Raw genomic sequence first — 14,659 nt, forward strand, 5'->3', positions numbered from 1 at the left:
GCTGGCTCGATTCCCGCGCACCCCAAAGGCACGGGCCGCATCTATCGTGCAGCGCCGTTCAAGCCCCTGGTTCACCTGGAATGACGTCAACCGCGTCGTTTGCCACGTCTTACCCTACGCGGCGGCGGTTGTGTCCTGGCCATGACGAAACGTCAGCAGACCCTCTATCAAGCACTTCGCCTGTCTACTCGCTCAAGCGGCAAGTTTCCGATAGGCAAAGGGAGGTCATTGTACACACGCAGAAAGCGACGTCACTTATTTTTTTGACGCACTGCCGACACCGAATGTCGCATTTCTGAAAGTTCAGCGCAAAAGAAAAAAGCCGAAACCCGGTGAATGGGTTTCGGCTTTTTCATTTTTGCGACATTGCGACTTTTCAGCGCGCCCCGGCGATGTCCTGCTGGATGCTGGAGAAGGGTCGCGCCCAGGGCTTGGAAGCCTGGATCTTCGCCGGCAGTTTCTTGATCGCGGCCTGAGCGGCGGCGCGGTCGGCGAAGCTGCCGTAGGTCACGACATAGAAGGGCTTGCCTTGCAGGCTCTTGCGGAAGTAGCGGTAGTCGCCACCGCCCTGCTGGCCGATGAAGGCCTTGGCGCTCGCTTCGGAGCCAGTACCCAGCACCTGTACGGAGTAATGCGAGCCGGCCTGGGACTGGTACCAGCTGCTGCCGCCGGCGCTGCCGGTGGCCGCTGCGGGCTTGCTGGCCGCGGCCGGTTTGGCGCTGGCAACGGTGCTTGCAGGCTTTGCGGTTGCCGGCTTGGCCGCCTGGGCAGGCTTGGCCGGAGCGGTGGCGGCAGGCTTGACAGGTTCCGGACGCGGAGTCGCGGCCTGGGTCGGCGCGGGCTTCGGAGTCGGTTGAGCCACCGGCTGCAACGGGGTCGACGCCGGCGGCACCGGATTCAGCGGAGTCGGGCCGTTGTTGGCCAGCGGGGTCACCGGCGGAGCGCTGGTCGTCACGGTCGGCGGAATGGCTGCGGACGGCATACCGCCATCGTCGGCATCTTCCTGGCCGCCAGCCTGAGCCATCGGCTCGCGAATCACCGGCTGGCTCTCGCCTACCAGGGGCAGCGGCAGCGGCTGATTGGAGCCGGCGAACTCGACCGACGGGCCGGCGCCCTGGGCGTCCGGCTGCGGCTGGACCCCCGGTTGCGGGGCAGCGCCGCCCAGTGGCAGTTGGGACGAGGTTTGCGCGGCAGTATTGTTCGCGGTTTCCGGCTTGCTGGTCTTACCCTGCATGAACCAGGCGGCAACGACGCCGATGGCGACCACACCGAGGATGGCCAGGTGTTTTTTCGGCAGCTTGAAGCCCGAGCCAGTCGCCTTGCGGGCACCGCCACGGTCAGCCAGCATCGCCTCGATCATGGCGTCGCGGGCGGTCTGGTTGATGGTGCCCGGCCAGCCGCCAGACTGCTCATGAATGTCGGCCAGCAGGTCGGCGGAAATAAGCTCGATCCCCTGCCCAGCACCTTCCAGTCGCTGTGCCAGGTACTCGCGGGTTTCTTCTTCGCTGTAAGGCTGCAGCTCAATGGCGTGGAAGCGCTCCTCGCCTTCGGACAGCACTTCCAGGCGCGACAGCAAGGCCGGCTCACCGAACAGGAATACGTGCAGACGCGCTTCGGTATTTCCGGCCGCCAGGAGCAGCAGCACTTCCAGTGCGTCGTCGCGCAACTGCTCGGCATCGTCCACCAGCAGGTAGACGTCCTGCCCGGTGATCGCCAGTTGGGCAACCTTCGCCAGTATGGGTTCGAGGCTGGTCTGGGTGATGCCCAGACCCTGGGCCAGTTGGCGCAGCAGCGTAGCTTCGTCGGTTACCGAGCGACCGGAGATGACCACGCTGGACACCGCGTCCTTGTTGGTGCTGGCCACCAGCGCCTGGCGCAGCAGCGTCTTGCCGCTGCCCAGTGGGCCGGTTACGGCCAGCAGTAGGTGGCTGTAGCGTGCCAGGTGGTGCAGCTGCCCCAGTACAGGCTTGCGCTGCGCCGGGAAGAACTTGAAGCCGGGAACCCGCGGTGCGAACGGGTCATGGCTGAACTGGTAGTGGGCCAGGAAGGCCTCGTCGGCATGCAAACTGGACATGGGACCTCAGTGTTCTCCTGCCTGACCGACCAGTGCCTGGTAGTCAGCGCGCAGTGTTTCTTCCAGAATCTCACGGGGGAATTCAGCGGTCACGACCGCAGCCCCCAGCCCTTGGAGCAATACCAGACGCAAACGCCCATCGAGCACTTTCTTGTCGACGGCCATGTGCTCGAGAAAATGCTCGGAATTCATTTCCTGCGGCGGAACGACCGGCAGCTTCGCGGCGGCCAGCAGGCGGATGCCGCGAGCACGCTCGGCATTTGTCAGCCATCCCAGCCGATGCGACATCTCAAGTGCCATCACGGTTCCCGCACCGACGGCCTCGCCATGCAGCCAGACGCCGTAGCCCATGTGGGTCTCGATGGCATGACCGAAGGTGTGACCCAGGTTGAGGGTGGCACGGACGCCGGTTTCCTTCTCATCGGCACCGACCACGCGAGCCTTGGCGGCGCAGGAGCGCTCGATGGCCTCGGTCAGCGCGGTCGGCTCCAGCGCCAGCAGGTCATCCATGTGCGCCTCCAGCCAGGTCAGGAAGGGTTCGTCGCAGATGAAGCCGTACTTGATGACCTCCGCCAGACCGGCAGACAGCTCGCGCGGAGGAAGGGTGCGCAGGGTGGTGGTGTCGATGACCACGGCCCGGGGCTGGTAGAACGCGCCAATCATGTTCTTGCCCAGCGAGTGGTTGATGCCGGTCTTGCCGCCCACCGAGGAATCCACCTGGGACAACAGCGTCGTCGGCACCTGGATGAAGTCGACGCCGCGCTGGTAACAGGCCGCGGCGAAACCGGTCATGTCGCCAATGACGCCACCGCCGAGGGCGATCAGTGTGGTCTTGCGGTCGTGGCGCGCGGCCAGCAGGCCATCGAATATCAGTTGCAGGGTTTCCCACTGCTTGTAGGCTTCGCCGTCGGGGAGCACGACCGTGGTGACCTTGTAGCCGGCCAGGGTCTTCTGCAGTCGATCCAGATACAGCGGCGCGATGGTTTCATTGGTGACGATGGCTACCTGGCGGCCGCGGATATGCGGCTCGAAGTAGCGCGGATCATCCAGCAGCCCTTCGCCGATATAGATCGGGTAGCTGCGATCGGCCAGATCGACGTTGAGTGTGCGCATGAAACCCCCAGGCAAGAAAGGGGACTAGGATACCGCAGATTGCAGCGCCGTTAATGGCGCTCCAACTCACGCAAACGCTCCAGTATCTCCAGAACCACGAGGCGTGGCGGCCGCTCGTCGGTTTCGATGATCACATCGGCGATCTCGCGATACAGCGGATCGCGCACCTGCATGAGGTCGCGGAGGATCTGGTCCGGATTGGGCTTCTGCAGCAACGGGCGATTCTTGTCGCGCGCGGTGCGGGAAATCTGCTGCTCGACCGAAGCGTGCAGGTAGATGACCTGGCCGCCGGCCTTGAGAATCTGGCGGTTGGCGTCACGCATCACCGCACCGCCGCCGGTGGCGATGACCATGCCACCTTCGGCGCACAGTTCGGCGAGCATCGACTGCTCACGCTCGCGGAAGCCCGCCTCGCCCTCGACATCGAATATCCAGGGGATGTTGGCTCCGCAGCGCTGCTCGATCTCTTTATCCGAATCCTTGAAAACGAGGTGAAGCTCTTTGGCGAGAAGACGCCCGATGGTGCTTTTCCCAGCTCCCATCGGGCCTACCAGAATCAAATTGGACACGACATTGATCAACGGCCGGCTGCAAAGGCCTGATTATTCATGATCCGCGGGGTAAGGAAAACCAGAAGCTCGTTCTTGCTGTCGGTTACCGTATCGCGACGGAACAGGCGTCCAATGAACGGAACGTCGCCCAGGAACGGAACCTTGTCGGTCGCCTTGGTCTGGGTGTTGGAGAACACACCACCGATCACGATGGTTTCGCCATCGTTCACCAGCACCTTGGCGTTCACCTCGTTCTTCTTGATTGGCGGTACGCCGTTGAGTGCGTTGGCGTAATCCGGCTCGTCCTTGTTGACCTTCACTTCCATGATGATGCGGTTGTCCGGGGTGATCTGCGGCGTCACTTCCAGGGCCAGCGCGGCTTCCTTGAAGGACACCGAGGTGGCGCCACTGGAGCTGGCCTCCTGGTACGGAATCTCCGACCCCTTGAGGATCTTCGCGGTTTCCTTGTCGGAGGTGACGACCTTCGGCTGGGAGACCACCTCACCGTTGCCACTCTTCTCCATTGCAGAGAGCTGCAGGTCTAGCATGGCGTGGTCGCTGAGGAAGCCGATACCGATACCCGATGTGCTGTTGGCGACACCCATATCAACGAACGGAACTGGTGCCACACCATCCTGTGCCTTGAAGTTGCCAATCGTATCGGTACCCGGCAGGAACAGCTTACCGTTGCTATCGACAGTACGGGCTCCATCCTTGCCGTAGAAATCCCAGTTCCCGGAGCTGAACGCGCCACCCCAGCGAACCCCCAGGCTCTTGCTGTAGTCCACGGCGGCTTCAACGATGCGCGCCTCGATCATCACCTGGCGAACCGGGATATCCAGCTGGGCAACGATGCGGCGCAGCTCATCCAGACGATCCTGAGTCTGGTAGGCGATGATTGCGTTGGTACGATCATCGACGGTGAGCGAGCCGCGATTATCCACACCCGCAGCCTGCGGAGCACCCGGAGCCCCTACACCGGTTACCGACTGGAAGAGTTTGGCGATGTCGGCAGCCTTGGCATAGTTCACCTGAATCAGCTCGCGACGCAGGGGGGCCAATTCGGAAATCTGCTTCTGAGCCTCGAGTTCCTGACGCTCACGCGCAGCGATCTCTTCCGCCGGAGCAACCAGCAGGACGTTACCCACCTTGCGCTTGTCCAAGCCCTTGGTCTTGAGCACCAGGTCCAGTGCCTGATCCCACGGCACATTCTGCAGACGCAGGGTAATGTTGCCCTGGACAGTATCGGACGCCACCAGGTTCAGATCGGTGAAGTCGGCAATCAGCTGCAACACCGAGCGCACGTCGATATCCTGGAAGTTCAGCGACAGCTTCTCGCCGGTATAGGCGAAGGTATCCTTCTTGTGCTTCTCGGCATCTTCCTGGGTCAGCGGCTTGATGCTGACGGTCATGCGGTTGTCGGTCTGGTAGACGAGGTAGTCATACAGACCGCTCGGCTCGATGGTGATGCTGGCCTTGTCACCCGCCGCGGAAGCATTGACGAACTGCACCGGCGTGGCGAAGTCCTTCACGTCCAGGCGCACACGCAGGTTGTCGGGCAATTGGGTACGCGGGAACTCCAGGCGGATCTTGCCGCCCTGCTCCTGGATGTCCGGACTGACAGTCGGATCGGACAGGTCGATCACGACGTTGCCTTCACCCTGTTCACCGCGCTGGAAGTCGATGTTGCGAATCGCTTTGCCCGCCGGCACGTAAGGCTTGGGCTGGGCGGGCTTGGCTACCGGAGCGGAGGCCGGCGCAGCAGAGGTGTAGGAGTTCGAAGTGGCACCCGCGCCACCGACCACGACGTACAGGTTCGAACCTTCCGATCGAGTGGTGTAAGGCACCAGAGTGGCCAGGTTGACGATCAGACGGGTGCGATCTTTCGCTTCAACCACCGTCAGGCTGCGAGCGTTGCCCACCCCCAGCTCGCGATTCTTGCTCCCCAGCTTGTTCTGCACACCCGGCAGATCCAGAGCGATGCGCGCCGGCTGCTCGATGGTATAGCCACGCGGCGTCGCCACCGGCCCGTCAAAGCCCAGTTTCAGCTCCACACGGTCGCCCGGCAAGGCTGCCACATCGACGCTCTGCAGGTTGGCGGCCAGCAATGCCGGCGCAAAAACTGCCGCGAGCAAGGAGATGCTCAGGCGGGAAAGCATTTTGTTCATCGTCTGAATCCGTCGTGCAGACTGCTGTTTGTTATCCATGTTCATCCCCGCCCTTAGGAGCGTTCCTTGAGGGCCAGGCTGCGCGGACGCTCGAGCCAACCACCCTCACCATCAGGAACGATTTCAATCACGTCGATCTTGCCCTCGCTGATCGCAACGATCTTGCCGTCGTTGCGCCCCAGGTAGTCGCCGATCCGTACCCGGTGCACCCCTCCCGCACCTTTCACGAGAGCGAACATCTGGTTATCCCTGGACAAGGTCCCCACCATCTCGAAGGTCTCGATATTGAAACCTTCCAGGAACTGCTTGACTCGGGTCTCGTCAGGCTTGACCACCTTGTTGCCCTTCTGCTTCACCGCCAGATCGATCTTCACCGGCGGCTGGAACGGGCTGCGCAATGCCGCGGCACTGTAGGTGAACGCTTCATACGGCTGGAACTTGGGCAGCGGCTCGATGGCCCCCTTGGGACGCGCACGGACTTCGTCCATATAGGCCTGCAGGTCGCTGAAGTCGCCTCCAGAACCACATCCATTCAAAGTCAGCAGCAGACAACTGCAAATTATCAGGCGCCCCCTCATTTCTTGGCTCCCGTTTTCGGGGCATTTACCTTTGCGCCCTTGTCGTTATTAACCTTCACACCCTTGTCGTTATAGCGATAGGTCTTGGCCAGGATGGTCATTCTCAGCCGGGACGTACTGTCAGTGCTGGCCGGTTTGATCTCGAAGTCGTGCAAGGTCACGATCCGCGGAAGGCTGGACACGCCGCTGACGAAGGTCGCCAGGTCGTGATAACCGCCCACGACACTGATCTGGATGGGCAACTCGATATAGAACTGCTGAGTCACTTCCGGCAGCAGCTTGATCTCCTCGAACTCGAGCCCACTCCCCAGGCCGGTGCGGGTGATGTCTTCGAGCAGCCCAGGCACTTCGGTGTCGCTGGGAAGCTGCCGCAGCAGTGCGCCAAAGGACTCTTCCATCTCCTTCATCTGCGTCTTGTAGGCCTCCAGATTGGCCGCCTGGAACGCCTTGGAGGAAAACTGCTGCTTGAGCGTCTCCTCTTCGGCGCGCTGCCGATCCAACTGCTCCCGCATGTCCTTCAGATGGAAGTTGTAGCCAAGCGCGAGGACCACGGCCATGAGCAGGATGCAGGCGATTACCTTGACCGCCGCCGGCCAGGAGCCGAGGTTGTTCAGGTCAAGATCGTTGATGTCGATCTTGCGCAAGCTCTCGAGGGAACTGGCCAGACTCATTTCTTGGCTCCTTGCGCAACGTTCTTCTGCTCCGGCTCTTCCGCTCCTGGCTGGGTCTGCAGAACCGTCAGCTGGAAGATGTTCGCCTGGTCCACCGCCCCCTGGGTCACCGCCTTCACTTCCGTCAGGTTCGGCGCCTTCAGCCACTCGGAGGCATCCAGGTTGCGCATCAGGTTGGACACCCGATTGTTCGACTCGGCCGCCCCTGCGATGGCAATGGATTTCCCAGTCATCTTCAGGTTGGTGAAATAGACGCCATCGGGCAGCGTGCGAACCAGTTGATCGAACACCCGGCCAATGATCGGGCGGTTGCCCTGCAGATCCGAGATGATCTTCATACGCTCCAGCAACTGCTGGCGGCGAGTCTTCAGCTCGCTGATTTCCTTGATCCGCGCATCGAGCACGGTGATTTCCTTGCGCAGGAAATCATTGCGCGCGTTCTGGTTCTCGATGGCCGCATTGAAATACTGGTCACCCAGGAAGACGAGCGCACCGGAGGCCAGCAGCACCGCCCCCAGAGTCACGAGGAAGCGCTGCTTGCGCTCCTCGCGCAGCTGTTCCCGCCACGGCAATAGGTTGATGCGAGTCATCAGTCGAAACTCCTCATCGCCAGACCGCAGGCAATCATCAGCGCCGGCGCATCACTGGCCAGCGCACCCGCATTGACCTTTCCGCTGAGCACCATGTCGGTGAAGGGGTTGGCCACGAGTGTCGGAGTACCGATCTTCTGCTGGATCAATCTGTCCAGGTCCGGAATGGAAGCCGTTCCGCCCGCCAGCAGGATGTAATCCACATCGTTGAACTGACCGGCCGCGAAGAAGAACTGCAGCGAACGGGAGACCTGCTGAACGACCGCGTCTTTGAACGGTTGCAGAACTTCACTGTCATAGTCATCCGGAAGACCGCCCTGCTTCTTGGCAAGACCGGCCTCTTCCACGGACAGACCATAGCGACGCTGAATCTCCTCGGTGAGCTGGCGCCCGCCGAACAGCTGCTCGCGCGTATAGATGGTGCGGCCGTGATGCAGCACGCTCAGCGTGGTCATGGTGGCGCCGATGTCGACCACTGCAACTGTGAGCTCGTCGGCATTGCCGCCCAACTGATCGCCAAGCAGACTGAACGCTCTTTCCAGCGCGTAGGCCTCGACGTCGACAACCTTGGCCGTCAAGCCCGACAGCGCCAGAGCCGCCTCACGCACTTCGACGTTTTCCTTCCGACAGGCGGCGAGGAGTACGTCAACGCGTTCGGCGTTCCGGGCGGAAGCGCCCTGGACTTCAAAGTCGATCGCGACCTCTTCGAGAGGATAGGGGATGTACTGGTCTGCCTCGATCTTGAGCTGGTTCTCCAGCTCGTCTTCCGAGAGACCGCCATCCATCTCGATGGTCTTGGTGATGACCGCCGAGCCGGCAACCGCGACCGCAGCCGTCTTCACGCCGGTGCGCGCCTTGGCGACCACACGTGACAACGCCTGGCCGACGCCCTCCAGCTCAGCGATGTTCTTTTCTACCACTGCATTGGGAGGGAGCGGCTCCACGGCGTAGGCCTCTACCTTGTAGCGGCCTCCCGAGCGGCTCAGTTCGAGGAGTTTGACCGAAGTCGAACTGATGTCTATCCCCAGCAGCGTGTTCGCTTTCTTATTGAATAGCCCTAGCACGACTGATTTCCTATCAGCATCCGAGACTTACGGACGATTTATGTTTCTTCACATTAGATACCAGACTTGACACCTGCGCAAATGGCTCGCCGGGAAAAAAACTGCTTATAATGTGATCAGCTTTTCCCTTTTTACCGCGCCATCCGCTTAACTCTTTCTTTTCTCTGGAAATCCAAGACCTTCCAATGCGCCTGCTGAAGTTTCTGTGGTGGACCTGCGTCACCATAATCTGTGGATTGCTGCTCAGTTTCAGCGGCGCCTACCTCTACCTCAGTCCCAACCTCCCGTCCGTGGAGGCTTTGCGCAACGTGCGTTTGCAGATGCCGTTGCGCGTGTACAGCAGCGATAACAAATTGATAGCAGAGTTTGGCGAGATGCGCCGCACGCCGATTCGCTTTGCTGAAATCCCCCAGGACTTCACCCACGCACTGCTATCGGCCGAGGATGACAACTTCGCCAATCATTATGGCGTGGACGTCAAAAGCCTGATGCGTGCTGCCGCGCAATTATTGAAGACCGGGCACATCCAGACGGGCGGCAGCACCATCACCATGCAGGTGGCGAAGAACTACTTCCTCACCAACGAGCGCAGTTTCTCCCGAAAGATCAATGAGATATTGCTGGCATTGCAGATCGAGCGGTCGCTGACCAAAGACGAGATCCTCGAGCTGTACGTCAACAAGATCTATCTCGGCAACCGCGCCTACGGCGTGGAGGCCGCCGCCCAGGTCTACTACGGCAAGTCGATCAAGGACCTGAGCCTGGCGCAGATGGCGATGATCGCCGGTCTGCCGAAGGCACCGTCGCGCTATAACCCGCTGGCCAACCCCGCACGCAGCCTGGAACGCCGCAACTGGATCCTGGAGCGCATGCTCAAGCTGGGGTTCATTGATCAGCCGCGCTACGAAGCCGCGGTCAAGGAGCCCATCGCGGCCTCCTACCACGTACAGAGCCCGGAACTGGCCGCCCCCTACATCGCCGAAATGGCGCGCGCCGAGCTGGTCGGCCGCTTCGGTGGTGACGCCTATACCGAGGGTTACCGCGTCTACACCACCGTGCGCAGCGACCTGCAGGACGACGCCAACAACGCGCTGCGCGATGGCCTCCAGGAATACGACCAGCGTCACGGCTACCGCGGTCCGGAAACCCGCCTGCCCGGCAAGACCCGCGATGCCTGGCGCCAGGCGATCGCCCAGCAGCGTCCGCTCGGCGGCCTTGAGCCAGCCATTGTGGTCCAGGTGGAAAAAAGCGGCGCCCTGGTAATGACCCGCGACGGCAAGGAGGAAGCCCTCGGCTGGGACGGTATGAAGTGGGCACGCCCCTTCCTCAGCAACAACAGCATGGGCCCGATGCCTCGCCAGCCGAGCGACGTGGTCCAGCCTGGCGACGTGATCCGCGTGCAGCGCCGCGACGACGGCGCGCTGCGCCTGGCCCAGGTGCCGGCCGCACAGAGTGCACTGGTCTCGCTGAACCCGCAGGACGGCGCGATCATGGCGCTGGTCGGCGGCTTCTCCTTCGAGCAGAGCAACTACAACCGTGCGACCCAGGCCAAGCGCCAGCCCGGCTCCAGCTTCAAGCCGTTCATCTACAGCGCCGCGCTGGACAACGGCTTCACCGCCGCCTCGCTGATCAACGACGCTCCCGTGGTGTTCTACGACGAGTACCTGGACAAGGTCTGGCGGCCGAAGAACGATACCAACACCTTCCTCGGCCCGATCCCGATGCGCGAGGCGCTGTACAAGTCGCGCAACATGGTGTCGATCCGCATCCTCCAGGGGCTGGGCGTCGAGCGCGCGCGCAACTACATCAGCCGCTTCGGCTTCAACAAGGACGAGCTGCCGCCGAACCTGTCGATGGCCCTCGGCACCGCGACCCTGACGCCGCTGGAAATCGCCTCCGCCTGGAGCACCTTCGCCAACGGCGGCTTCAAGGTTTCGCCCTACGTGGTCGAGCGCATCGAAAGCCGCGATGGCCAAGTGGTCTACCAGGCCAACCCGCCGCGGGTACCCAATGACGAGGCGCAGACTGGACAAGCCCAGGCCCAGGCTCAGCCCAGCGGAACCAACGAACTGGGCAACGACGACCCGAGCCTGGCCAAGACCACCATCGAACCGGCCGCCGCCGAGCGCATTATCGATGCCCGTACCGCCTACATCATGACCAGCATGCTGCAGGATGTGATCAAGCGCGGCACCGGCCGCCGCGCCCTGGCGCTCAAGCGTGACGACCTGGCCGGCAAGACCGGCACCACCAACGAGTCCAAGGACGCCTGGTTCTCCGGCTTCAACGCCGACTACATGACCACCGTCTGGGTCGGTTTCGACCAGCCCGACAGCCTCGGCCGCGCCGAGTACGGCGGTAACGTCGCCCTGCCGATCTGGATGCGCTACATGGGCGCAGCGCTGAAGGACAAGCCGTCGCACCTGCTGCCAGAGCCCGCCGGCATGGTCAGCCTGCGTATCGATCCGGTGACCGGCCGCGCAGCGGCTCCGGGCACACCGGGCGCTTACTTCGAGCTGTTCAAGAACGAGGACACGCCGCCCTCGATGAGCGAACTGGCACCGGGAAGCGCACCGGGAAGCGGCATGCCGGCAGAAGAAGAGGCACCGATCGACCTGTTCTGACTGACCGATAAAAGCCCCTCGCAAGAGGGGCTTTTACATTGAGAAGAATGATTCTCAAAGAATCATGGCATTTCGCCAAGGCATTGATTAATCTGCCACTTGCGGCGGCGAACAACCCCGGACGACCGACCCCATCCGGCGCGTCAGGGGCTTCCCGCAGCAACGCAACCGAGCGCCCAAATGCTGCGCAACCTGGGCGTGGTCTTGCTGCTCCCCTGGAGCCTGGGCCTCTTGCCTGTACTACTGAGGCAGATCGCGCCAGGTCAGGTAGACGCGTAAATCGAACTCAAGCTGGTGGTAACCCGGCAGCATGTGCTCGCACAGCTGGTAGAAGGCCTTGCTGTGGTCGCGCTCCTTCAGGTGTGCGAGCTCGTGGACCACGATCATCTGCAGGAACTCGGGTGCCGCGTCCTTGAACAGCGAGGCGACGCGAATCTCCTTCTTCGCCTTGAGCTTGCCGCCCTGTACCCGCGAAATCGCGGTATTCAGGCCGAGGGCACGCTGCACCACATCCAGCTTGTTGTCGTAGAGCACCTTGTCCACCGCGGGCGCAGTGCGCATGTACTGCTGCTTGAGGTCCATGGCGTAGGTGTAGAGCGCCTTGTCGCTCTGCACGTCGTGACGGCCGGGATAGCGGCGCTCCAGGTACTGGGCGAGGCGGTCCTGCTCGATGAGCTGGCGCACCTGATCCTGGAGCTGTTGCGGGTAAGCCTGGAGATAACGGAGCGGTTGCATGGGGGAGCGACTGGCGGGAAGTTCGGCCACCAGTCTACCTCATTCCCCGCTCAGCCCAGCGCGCGGGTGCTGTAGGCCTCGGTGCGGTAGGGGAAGGCCACCTCCGCGCGATCCTTCAGCGCCGGATGCGTGGCGATCAACTCCCGCAGCTGCTCGGCGACCCGCTGCTTCTGCTCGTCCGGCAGTGCGGCGATGAAGCTGACCGAGAGGATGCGCGCGACGACCACCTGCTCCGGTGGACCGATGTGCTGGTAGCTGAATTCGCGCAGACGCAACGGCGCGAAACGTGCTCCGGCAAAGGCCCGACGCCATTCGCCGGTATGGAAGCGCGGCGTGCTGCCCTCGTAGCGCTCGACGATGCGCGTCACCTCGGCGACCCAGTCGACCCTCTCGTCACGCACGTTCCAGACCAGCCCGAGATGGCCACCCGGACGCAGCACCCGATGGATATCGGCGAGCGCGCGCTCGTCGGCGAACCAGTGGAAGGCCTGTGCGCAGGTCAGCGCATCCACGCTCCTCGCAGACAGGGGAATCGCCTGGGCGGTGCCATTGAGCACCCACACTGCAGGTAAGGTCGCGCTCAGTTGCTCGCGCATGGCGGGCACCGGCTCGATTGCCGTGACCCGAGCGCCTGTGCGCTGCAGCAAGGCGGTGAACTTGCCGGTGCCCGCACCAAGGTCAACCACATCCTTGCCGGGGCCGATCTGCAACTCCTCGTCGAGCCAGCCCAGCAGCGCTTCCGGATAGTCCGGGCGCCCGTGGGCATAGGCTTTCGCTTCGCGGGCGTATCCCTCCCGCGCACTGCCATGTACATCCGTCATAGTGCCTCCAGAGCCAGCCCGGCCCGAGCGCAGATGCTCAGCGGAACCGGCAGGACTTGCCATCAAGATAGCTACGGTAGCAACTGAGCAGGCGTGCAGCCTTGATCCGACAACGCTTCTGCCGGCATTCACTGGAAAACTCGAAGCGGCCGCCATCGGGGTCGGCCAACTGGATGCGGATCGCCGGCCAGCCCTTCTTCGGCGCCTTCTCCGGAGTGCTGAGCACGCGGTTCTCGTTCTCCACCAGCGCGGCGCCCGCCTCGGCGTAGTCGAAGACAAACAGGAGGGTGCGCGAGGTCTTCAGCGTGCATTCTTCATGGGTCAGGCAGTTCTGCGCATCCACCGGCAGGATCACCGGCGGCTTAGACGGTGGCGCCGGCGATTGCGCCGGGCGCAGCGAACAGCCGGCCAGCATCACCAGCGACAGGGCGACGAGCCCGGCACGCAGCATCGACATGCCATCAATCTCCTTCTGGCGGATACGAAAGAGCCCCGCAATGCGGGGCTCTTGGCGAACAGGCCTGGATCAGTTGACCTTCGCTTCCAGCTCACCCTTGGCGTAGCGCTGGAACATGCCTTCCAGGGAAATCGGCTTGATCTTGGAGGCGTGGCCGGCGGTGCCGAAGGCTTCGTAGCGGGCGATGCACACATCACGCATGGCTTCGACGGTCTTGGCGAAGTATTTGCGCGGGTCGAACTCGCTCGGGTTCTTCGCCAGGAAGCGACGGATGGCGCCAGTGGAGGCCAGGCGCAGGTCGGTGTCGATGTTCACCTTGCGCACGCCGTACTTGATGCCTTCGACGATTTCCTCGACCGGAACGCCGTAGGTTTCCGGAATTTCACCGCCGAATTCGTTGATGATCGCCAGCCAGTCCTGCGGGACGGAGGACGAACCGTGCATCACCAGGTGGGTGCCAGGGATACGCGCGTGGATCGCCTTGATGCGGTCGATGGCGAGGATGTCGCCGGTCGGCGGCTTGGTGAACTTGTAGGCGCCGTGGCTGGTGCCGATGGCAATCGCCAGGGCGTCGACCTGGGTCTTCTTGACGAAGTCGGCGGCTTCTTCCGGGTCGGTCAGCAGCTGGCTGTGGTCCAGTACGCCTTCGGCGCCAACGCCGTCTTCTTCGCCGGCCATGCCGGTTTCCAGGGAGCCCAGGCAGCCCAACTCACCTTCCACGGATACGCCGCAGGCGTGGGCGAAGGCAACGGTCTGCTGGGTCACGCGGACGTTGTACTCGTAGTCGGCCGGAGTCTTGCCGTCTTCCTTCAGCGAGCCGTCCATCATCACCGAGCTGAAGCCCAGCTGGATGGAGCGCTGGCAGACGTCAGGGCTGGTGCCGTGGTCCTGGTGCATGCACACCGGGATATGCGGGAATTCTTCGATGGCCGCGAGGATCAGGTGGCGCAGGAAGGGTGCACCGGCGTATTTGCGTGCGCCAGCGGAGGCCTGCACGATCACCGGGGAGTCGGTCTTGTCGGCCGCTTCCATGATGGCGCGCATCTGCTCGAGGTTGTTGACGTTGAAAGCCGGAACGCCGTAGCCGAACTCGGCGGCGTGATCCAGCATTTGGCGCATGCTGATGAGTGCCATGGTTTTCGCTTCTCCCAGAAGTCGGGCTCGTTCAGTTATTCAAAAGCCTGCCCCAGGGGCAGGCGGTGTTCAAGTGTCC

General features: G+C 62.6%; 13 protein-coding genes. 1 reads left to right on the forward strand and 12 read right to left on the reverse strand.

Annotation, left to right across the window (positions count from 1 at the left end; all coding sequences use genetic code 11):
* Positions 1-376 precede the first annotated feature (376 nt).
* The 8 genes from ACNFBT_RS25465 to ACNFBT_RS25500 are packed head-to-tail and all read right to left on the reverse strand — an operon-like array spanning position 377 to position 8,809.
* Entirely contained in the window at positions 377-2,074 is a 1,698-nt protein-coding gene (locus tag ACNFBT_RS25465; RefSeq protein ID WP_416753486.1) for an AAA family ATPase, read from the reverse strand.
* Positions 2,075-2,080: 6 nt separating this feature from the next.
* Positions 2,081-3,187 carry a 3-dehydroquinate synthase gene (gene aroB, locus ACNFBT_RS25470; RefSeq protein WP_416753487.1) on the reverse strand — a complete coding sequence of 369 codons (1,107 nt, stop codon included), beginning with the start codon at positions 3,185-3,187 and terminating at the stop codon, positions 2,081-2,083.
* A gap of 50 nt (positions 3,188-3,237) precedes the next feature.
* Entirely contained in the window at positions 3,238-3,756 is a 519-nt protein-coding gene (aroK, locus tag ACNFBT_RS25475; protein WP_416753533.1) for a shikimate kinase AroK, read from the reverse strand.
* Positions 3,757-3,764: 8 nt separating this feature from the next.
* On the reverse strand, positions 3,765-5,906 hold the full coding sequence (gene pilQ, locus ACNFBT_RS25480; RefSeq protein WP_416753488.1) for a type IV pilus secretin PilQ: 2,142 nt from the start codon (positions 5,904-5,906) through the stop codon (positions 3,765-3,767).
* Between the two features lie 53 nt (positions 5,907-5,959).
* On the reverse strand, positions 5,960-6,484 hold the full coding sequence (pilP, locus tag ACNFBT_RS25485) for a type 4a pilus biogenesis lipoprotein PilP (RefSeq protein ID WP_416753489.1): 525 nt from the start codon (positions 6,482-6,484) through the stop codon (positions 5,960-5,962).
* Positions 6,481-7,155 carry a type 4a pilus biogenesis protein PilO gene (gene pilO, locus ACNFBT_RS25490; protein WP_416753490.1) on the reverse strand — a complete coding sequence of 225 codons (675 nt, stop codon included), beginning with the start codon at positions 7,153-7,155 and terminating at the stop codon, positions 6,481-6,483. The genes pilP and pilO overlap by 4 nt, the downstream gene beginning before the upstream one ends.
* Positions 7,152-7,745 (reverse strand): type 4a pilus biogenesis protein PilN, encoded by a 594-nt coding sequence (gene pilN / locus ACNFBT_RS25495; protein WP_416753491.1) that lies wholly within the window; start codon positions 7,743-7,745, stop codon positions 7,152-7,154. The genes pilO and pilN overlap by 4 nt, the downstream gene beginning before the upstream one ends.
* Positions 7,745-8,809 (reverse strand): pilus assembly protein PilM, encoded by a 1,065-nt coding sequence (locus ACNFBT_RS25500; RefSeq protein WP_207882126.1) that lies wholly within the window; start codon positions 8,807-8,809, stop codon positions 7,745-7,747. The genes pilN and ACNFBT_RS25500 overlap by 1 nt, the downstream gene beginning before the upstream one ends.
* Positions 8,810-8,994: 185 nt before the next feature.
* On the opposite strand from ACNFBT_RS25500, the gene ACNFBT_RS25505 reads away from it, so the two are divergent.
* The gene (locus tag ACNFBT_RS25505) at positions 8,995-11,433 is read left to right on the forward strand and encodes a penicillin-binding protein 1A (RefSeq protein WP_416753493.1); all 2,439 of its coding nucleotides are present in this window, start codon (positions 8,995-8,997) and stop codon (positions 11,431-11,433) included.
* Positions 11,434-11,673: 240 nt separating this feature from the next.
* Here the strand turns inward: ACNFBT_RS25505 and ACNFBT_RS25510 are convergent, their stop codons facing one another.
* The 4 genes from ACNFBT_RS25510 to fba form a co-directional block, all read right to left on the reverse strand.
* Positions 11,674-12,168 carry a M48 family metallopeptidase gene (locus ACNFBT_RS25510; protein ID WP_416753534.1) on the reverse strand — a complete coding sequence of 165 codons (495 nt, stop codon included), beginning with the start codon at positions 12,166-12,168 and terminating at the stop codon, positions 11,674-11,676.
* A gap of 50 nt (positions 12,169-12,218) precedes the next feature.
* Positions 12,219-12,989, reverse strand: coding sequence for a class I SAM-dependent methyltransferase (locus ACNFBT_RS25515; RefSeq protein ID WP_416753494.1), 771 nt, complete (start codon positions 12,987-12,989; stop codon positions 12,219-12,221).
* Between the two features lie 37 nt (positions 12,990-13,026).
* Entirely contained in the window at positions 13,027-13,446 is a 420-nt protein-coding gene (locus ACNFBT_RS25520; RefSeq protein WP_416753495.1) for a hypothetical protein, read from the reverse strand.
* Positions 13,447-13,515: 69 nt separating this feature from the next.
* Complete coding sequence (gene fba / locus ACNFBT_RS25525; RefSeq protein ID WP_152226796.1) at positions 13,516-14,580, reverse strand: class II fructose-bisphosphate aldolase; 1,065 nt, start codon at positions 14,578-14,580, stop codon at positions 13,516-13,518.
* Between the last annotated feature and the right edge of the window lie 79 nt (positions 14,581-14,659).

This window comes from Pseudomonas sp. NY15181, from assembly GCF_048068055.1.
GTDB lineage: Bacteria > Pseudomonadota > Gammaproteobacteria > Pseudomonadales > Pseudomonadaceae > Pseudomonas.

Coding starts and splice junctions, on each gene's coding strand:
- ACNFBT_RS25465 (WP_416753486.1), bottom strand. CDS start 2,074: ATGTCCAGTTTGCATGCCGACGAGGCCTTCCTGGCCCACTACCAGTTC.
- aroB (WP_416753487.1), bottom strand. CDS start 3,187: ATGCGCACACTCAACGTCGATCTGGCCGATCGCAGCTACCCGATCTAT.
- pilQ (WP_416753488.1), bottom strand. CDS start 5,906: ATGAACAAAATGCTTTCCCGCCTGAGCATCTCCTTGCTCGCGGCAGTT.
- pilP (WP_416753489.1), bottom strand. CDS start 6,484: ATGAGGGGGCGCCTGATAATTTGCAGTTGTCTGCTGCTGACTTTGAAT.
- pilO (WP_416753490.1), bottom strand. CDS start 7,155: ATGAGTCTGGCCAGTTCCCTCGAGAGCTTGCGCAAGATCGACATCAAC.
- pilN (WP_416753491.1), bottom strand. CDS start 7,745: ATGACTCGCATCAACCTATTGCCGTGGCGGGAACAGCTGCGCGAGGAG.
- ACNFBT_RS25505 (WP_416753493.1), top strand. CDS start 8,995: ATGCGCCTGCTGAAGTTTCTGTGGTGGACCTGCGTCACCATAATCTGT.
- ACNFBT_RS25510 (WP_416753534.1), bottom strand. CDS start 12,168: ATGCAACCGCTCCGTTATCTCCAGGCTTACCCGCAACAGCTCCAGGAT.
- ACNFBT_RS25515 (WP_416753494.1), bottom strand. CDS start 12,989: ATGACGGATGTACATGGCAGTGCGCGGGAGGGATACGCCCGCGAAGCG.
- ACNFBT_RS25520 (WP_416753495.1), bottom strand. CDS start 13,446: ATGTCGATGCTGCGTGCCGGGCTCGTCGCCCTGTCGCTGGTGATGCTG.
- fba (WP_152226796.1), bottom strand. CDS start 14,580: ATGGCACTCATCAGCATGCGCCAAATGCTGGATCACGCCGCCGAGTTC.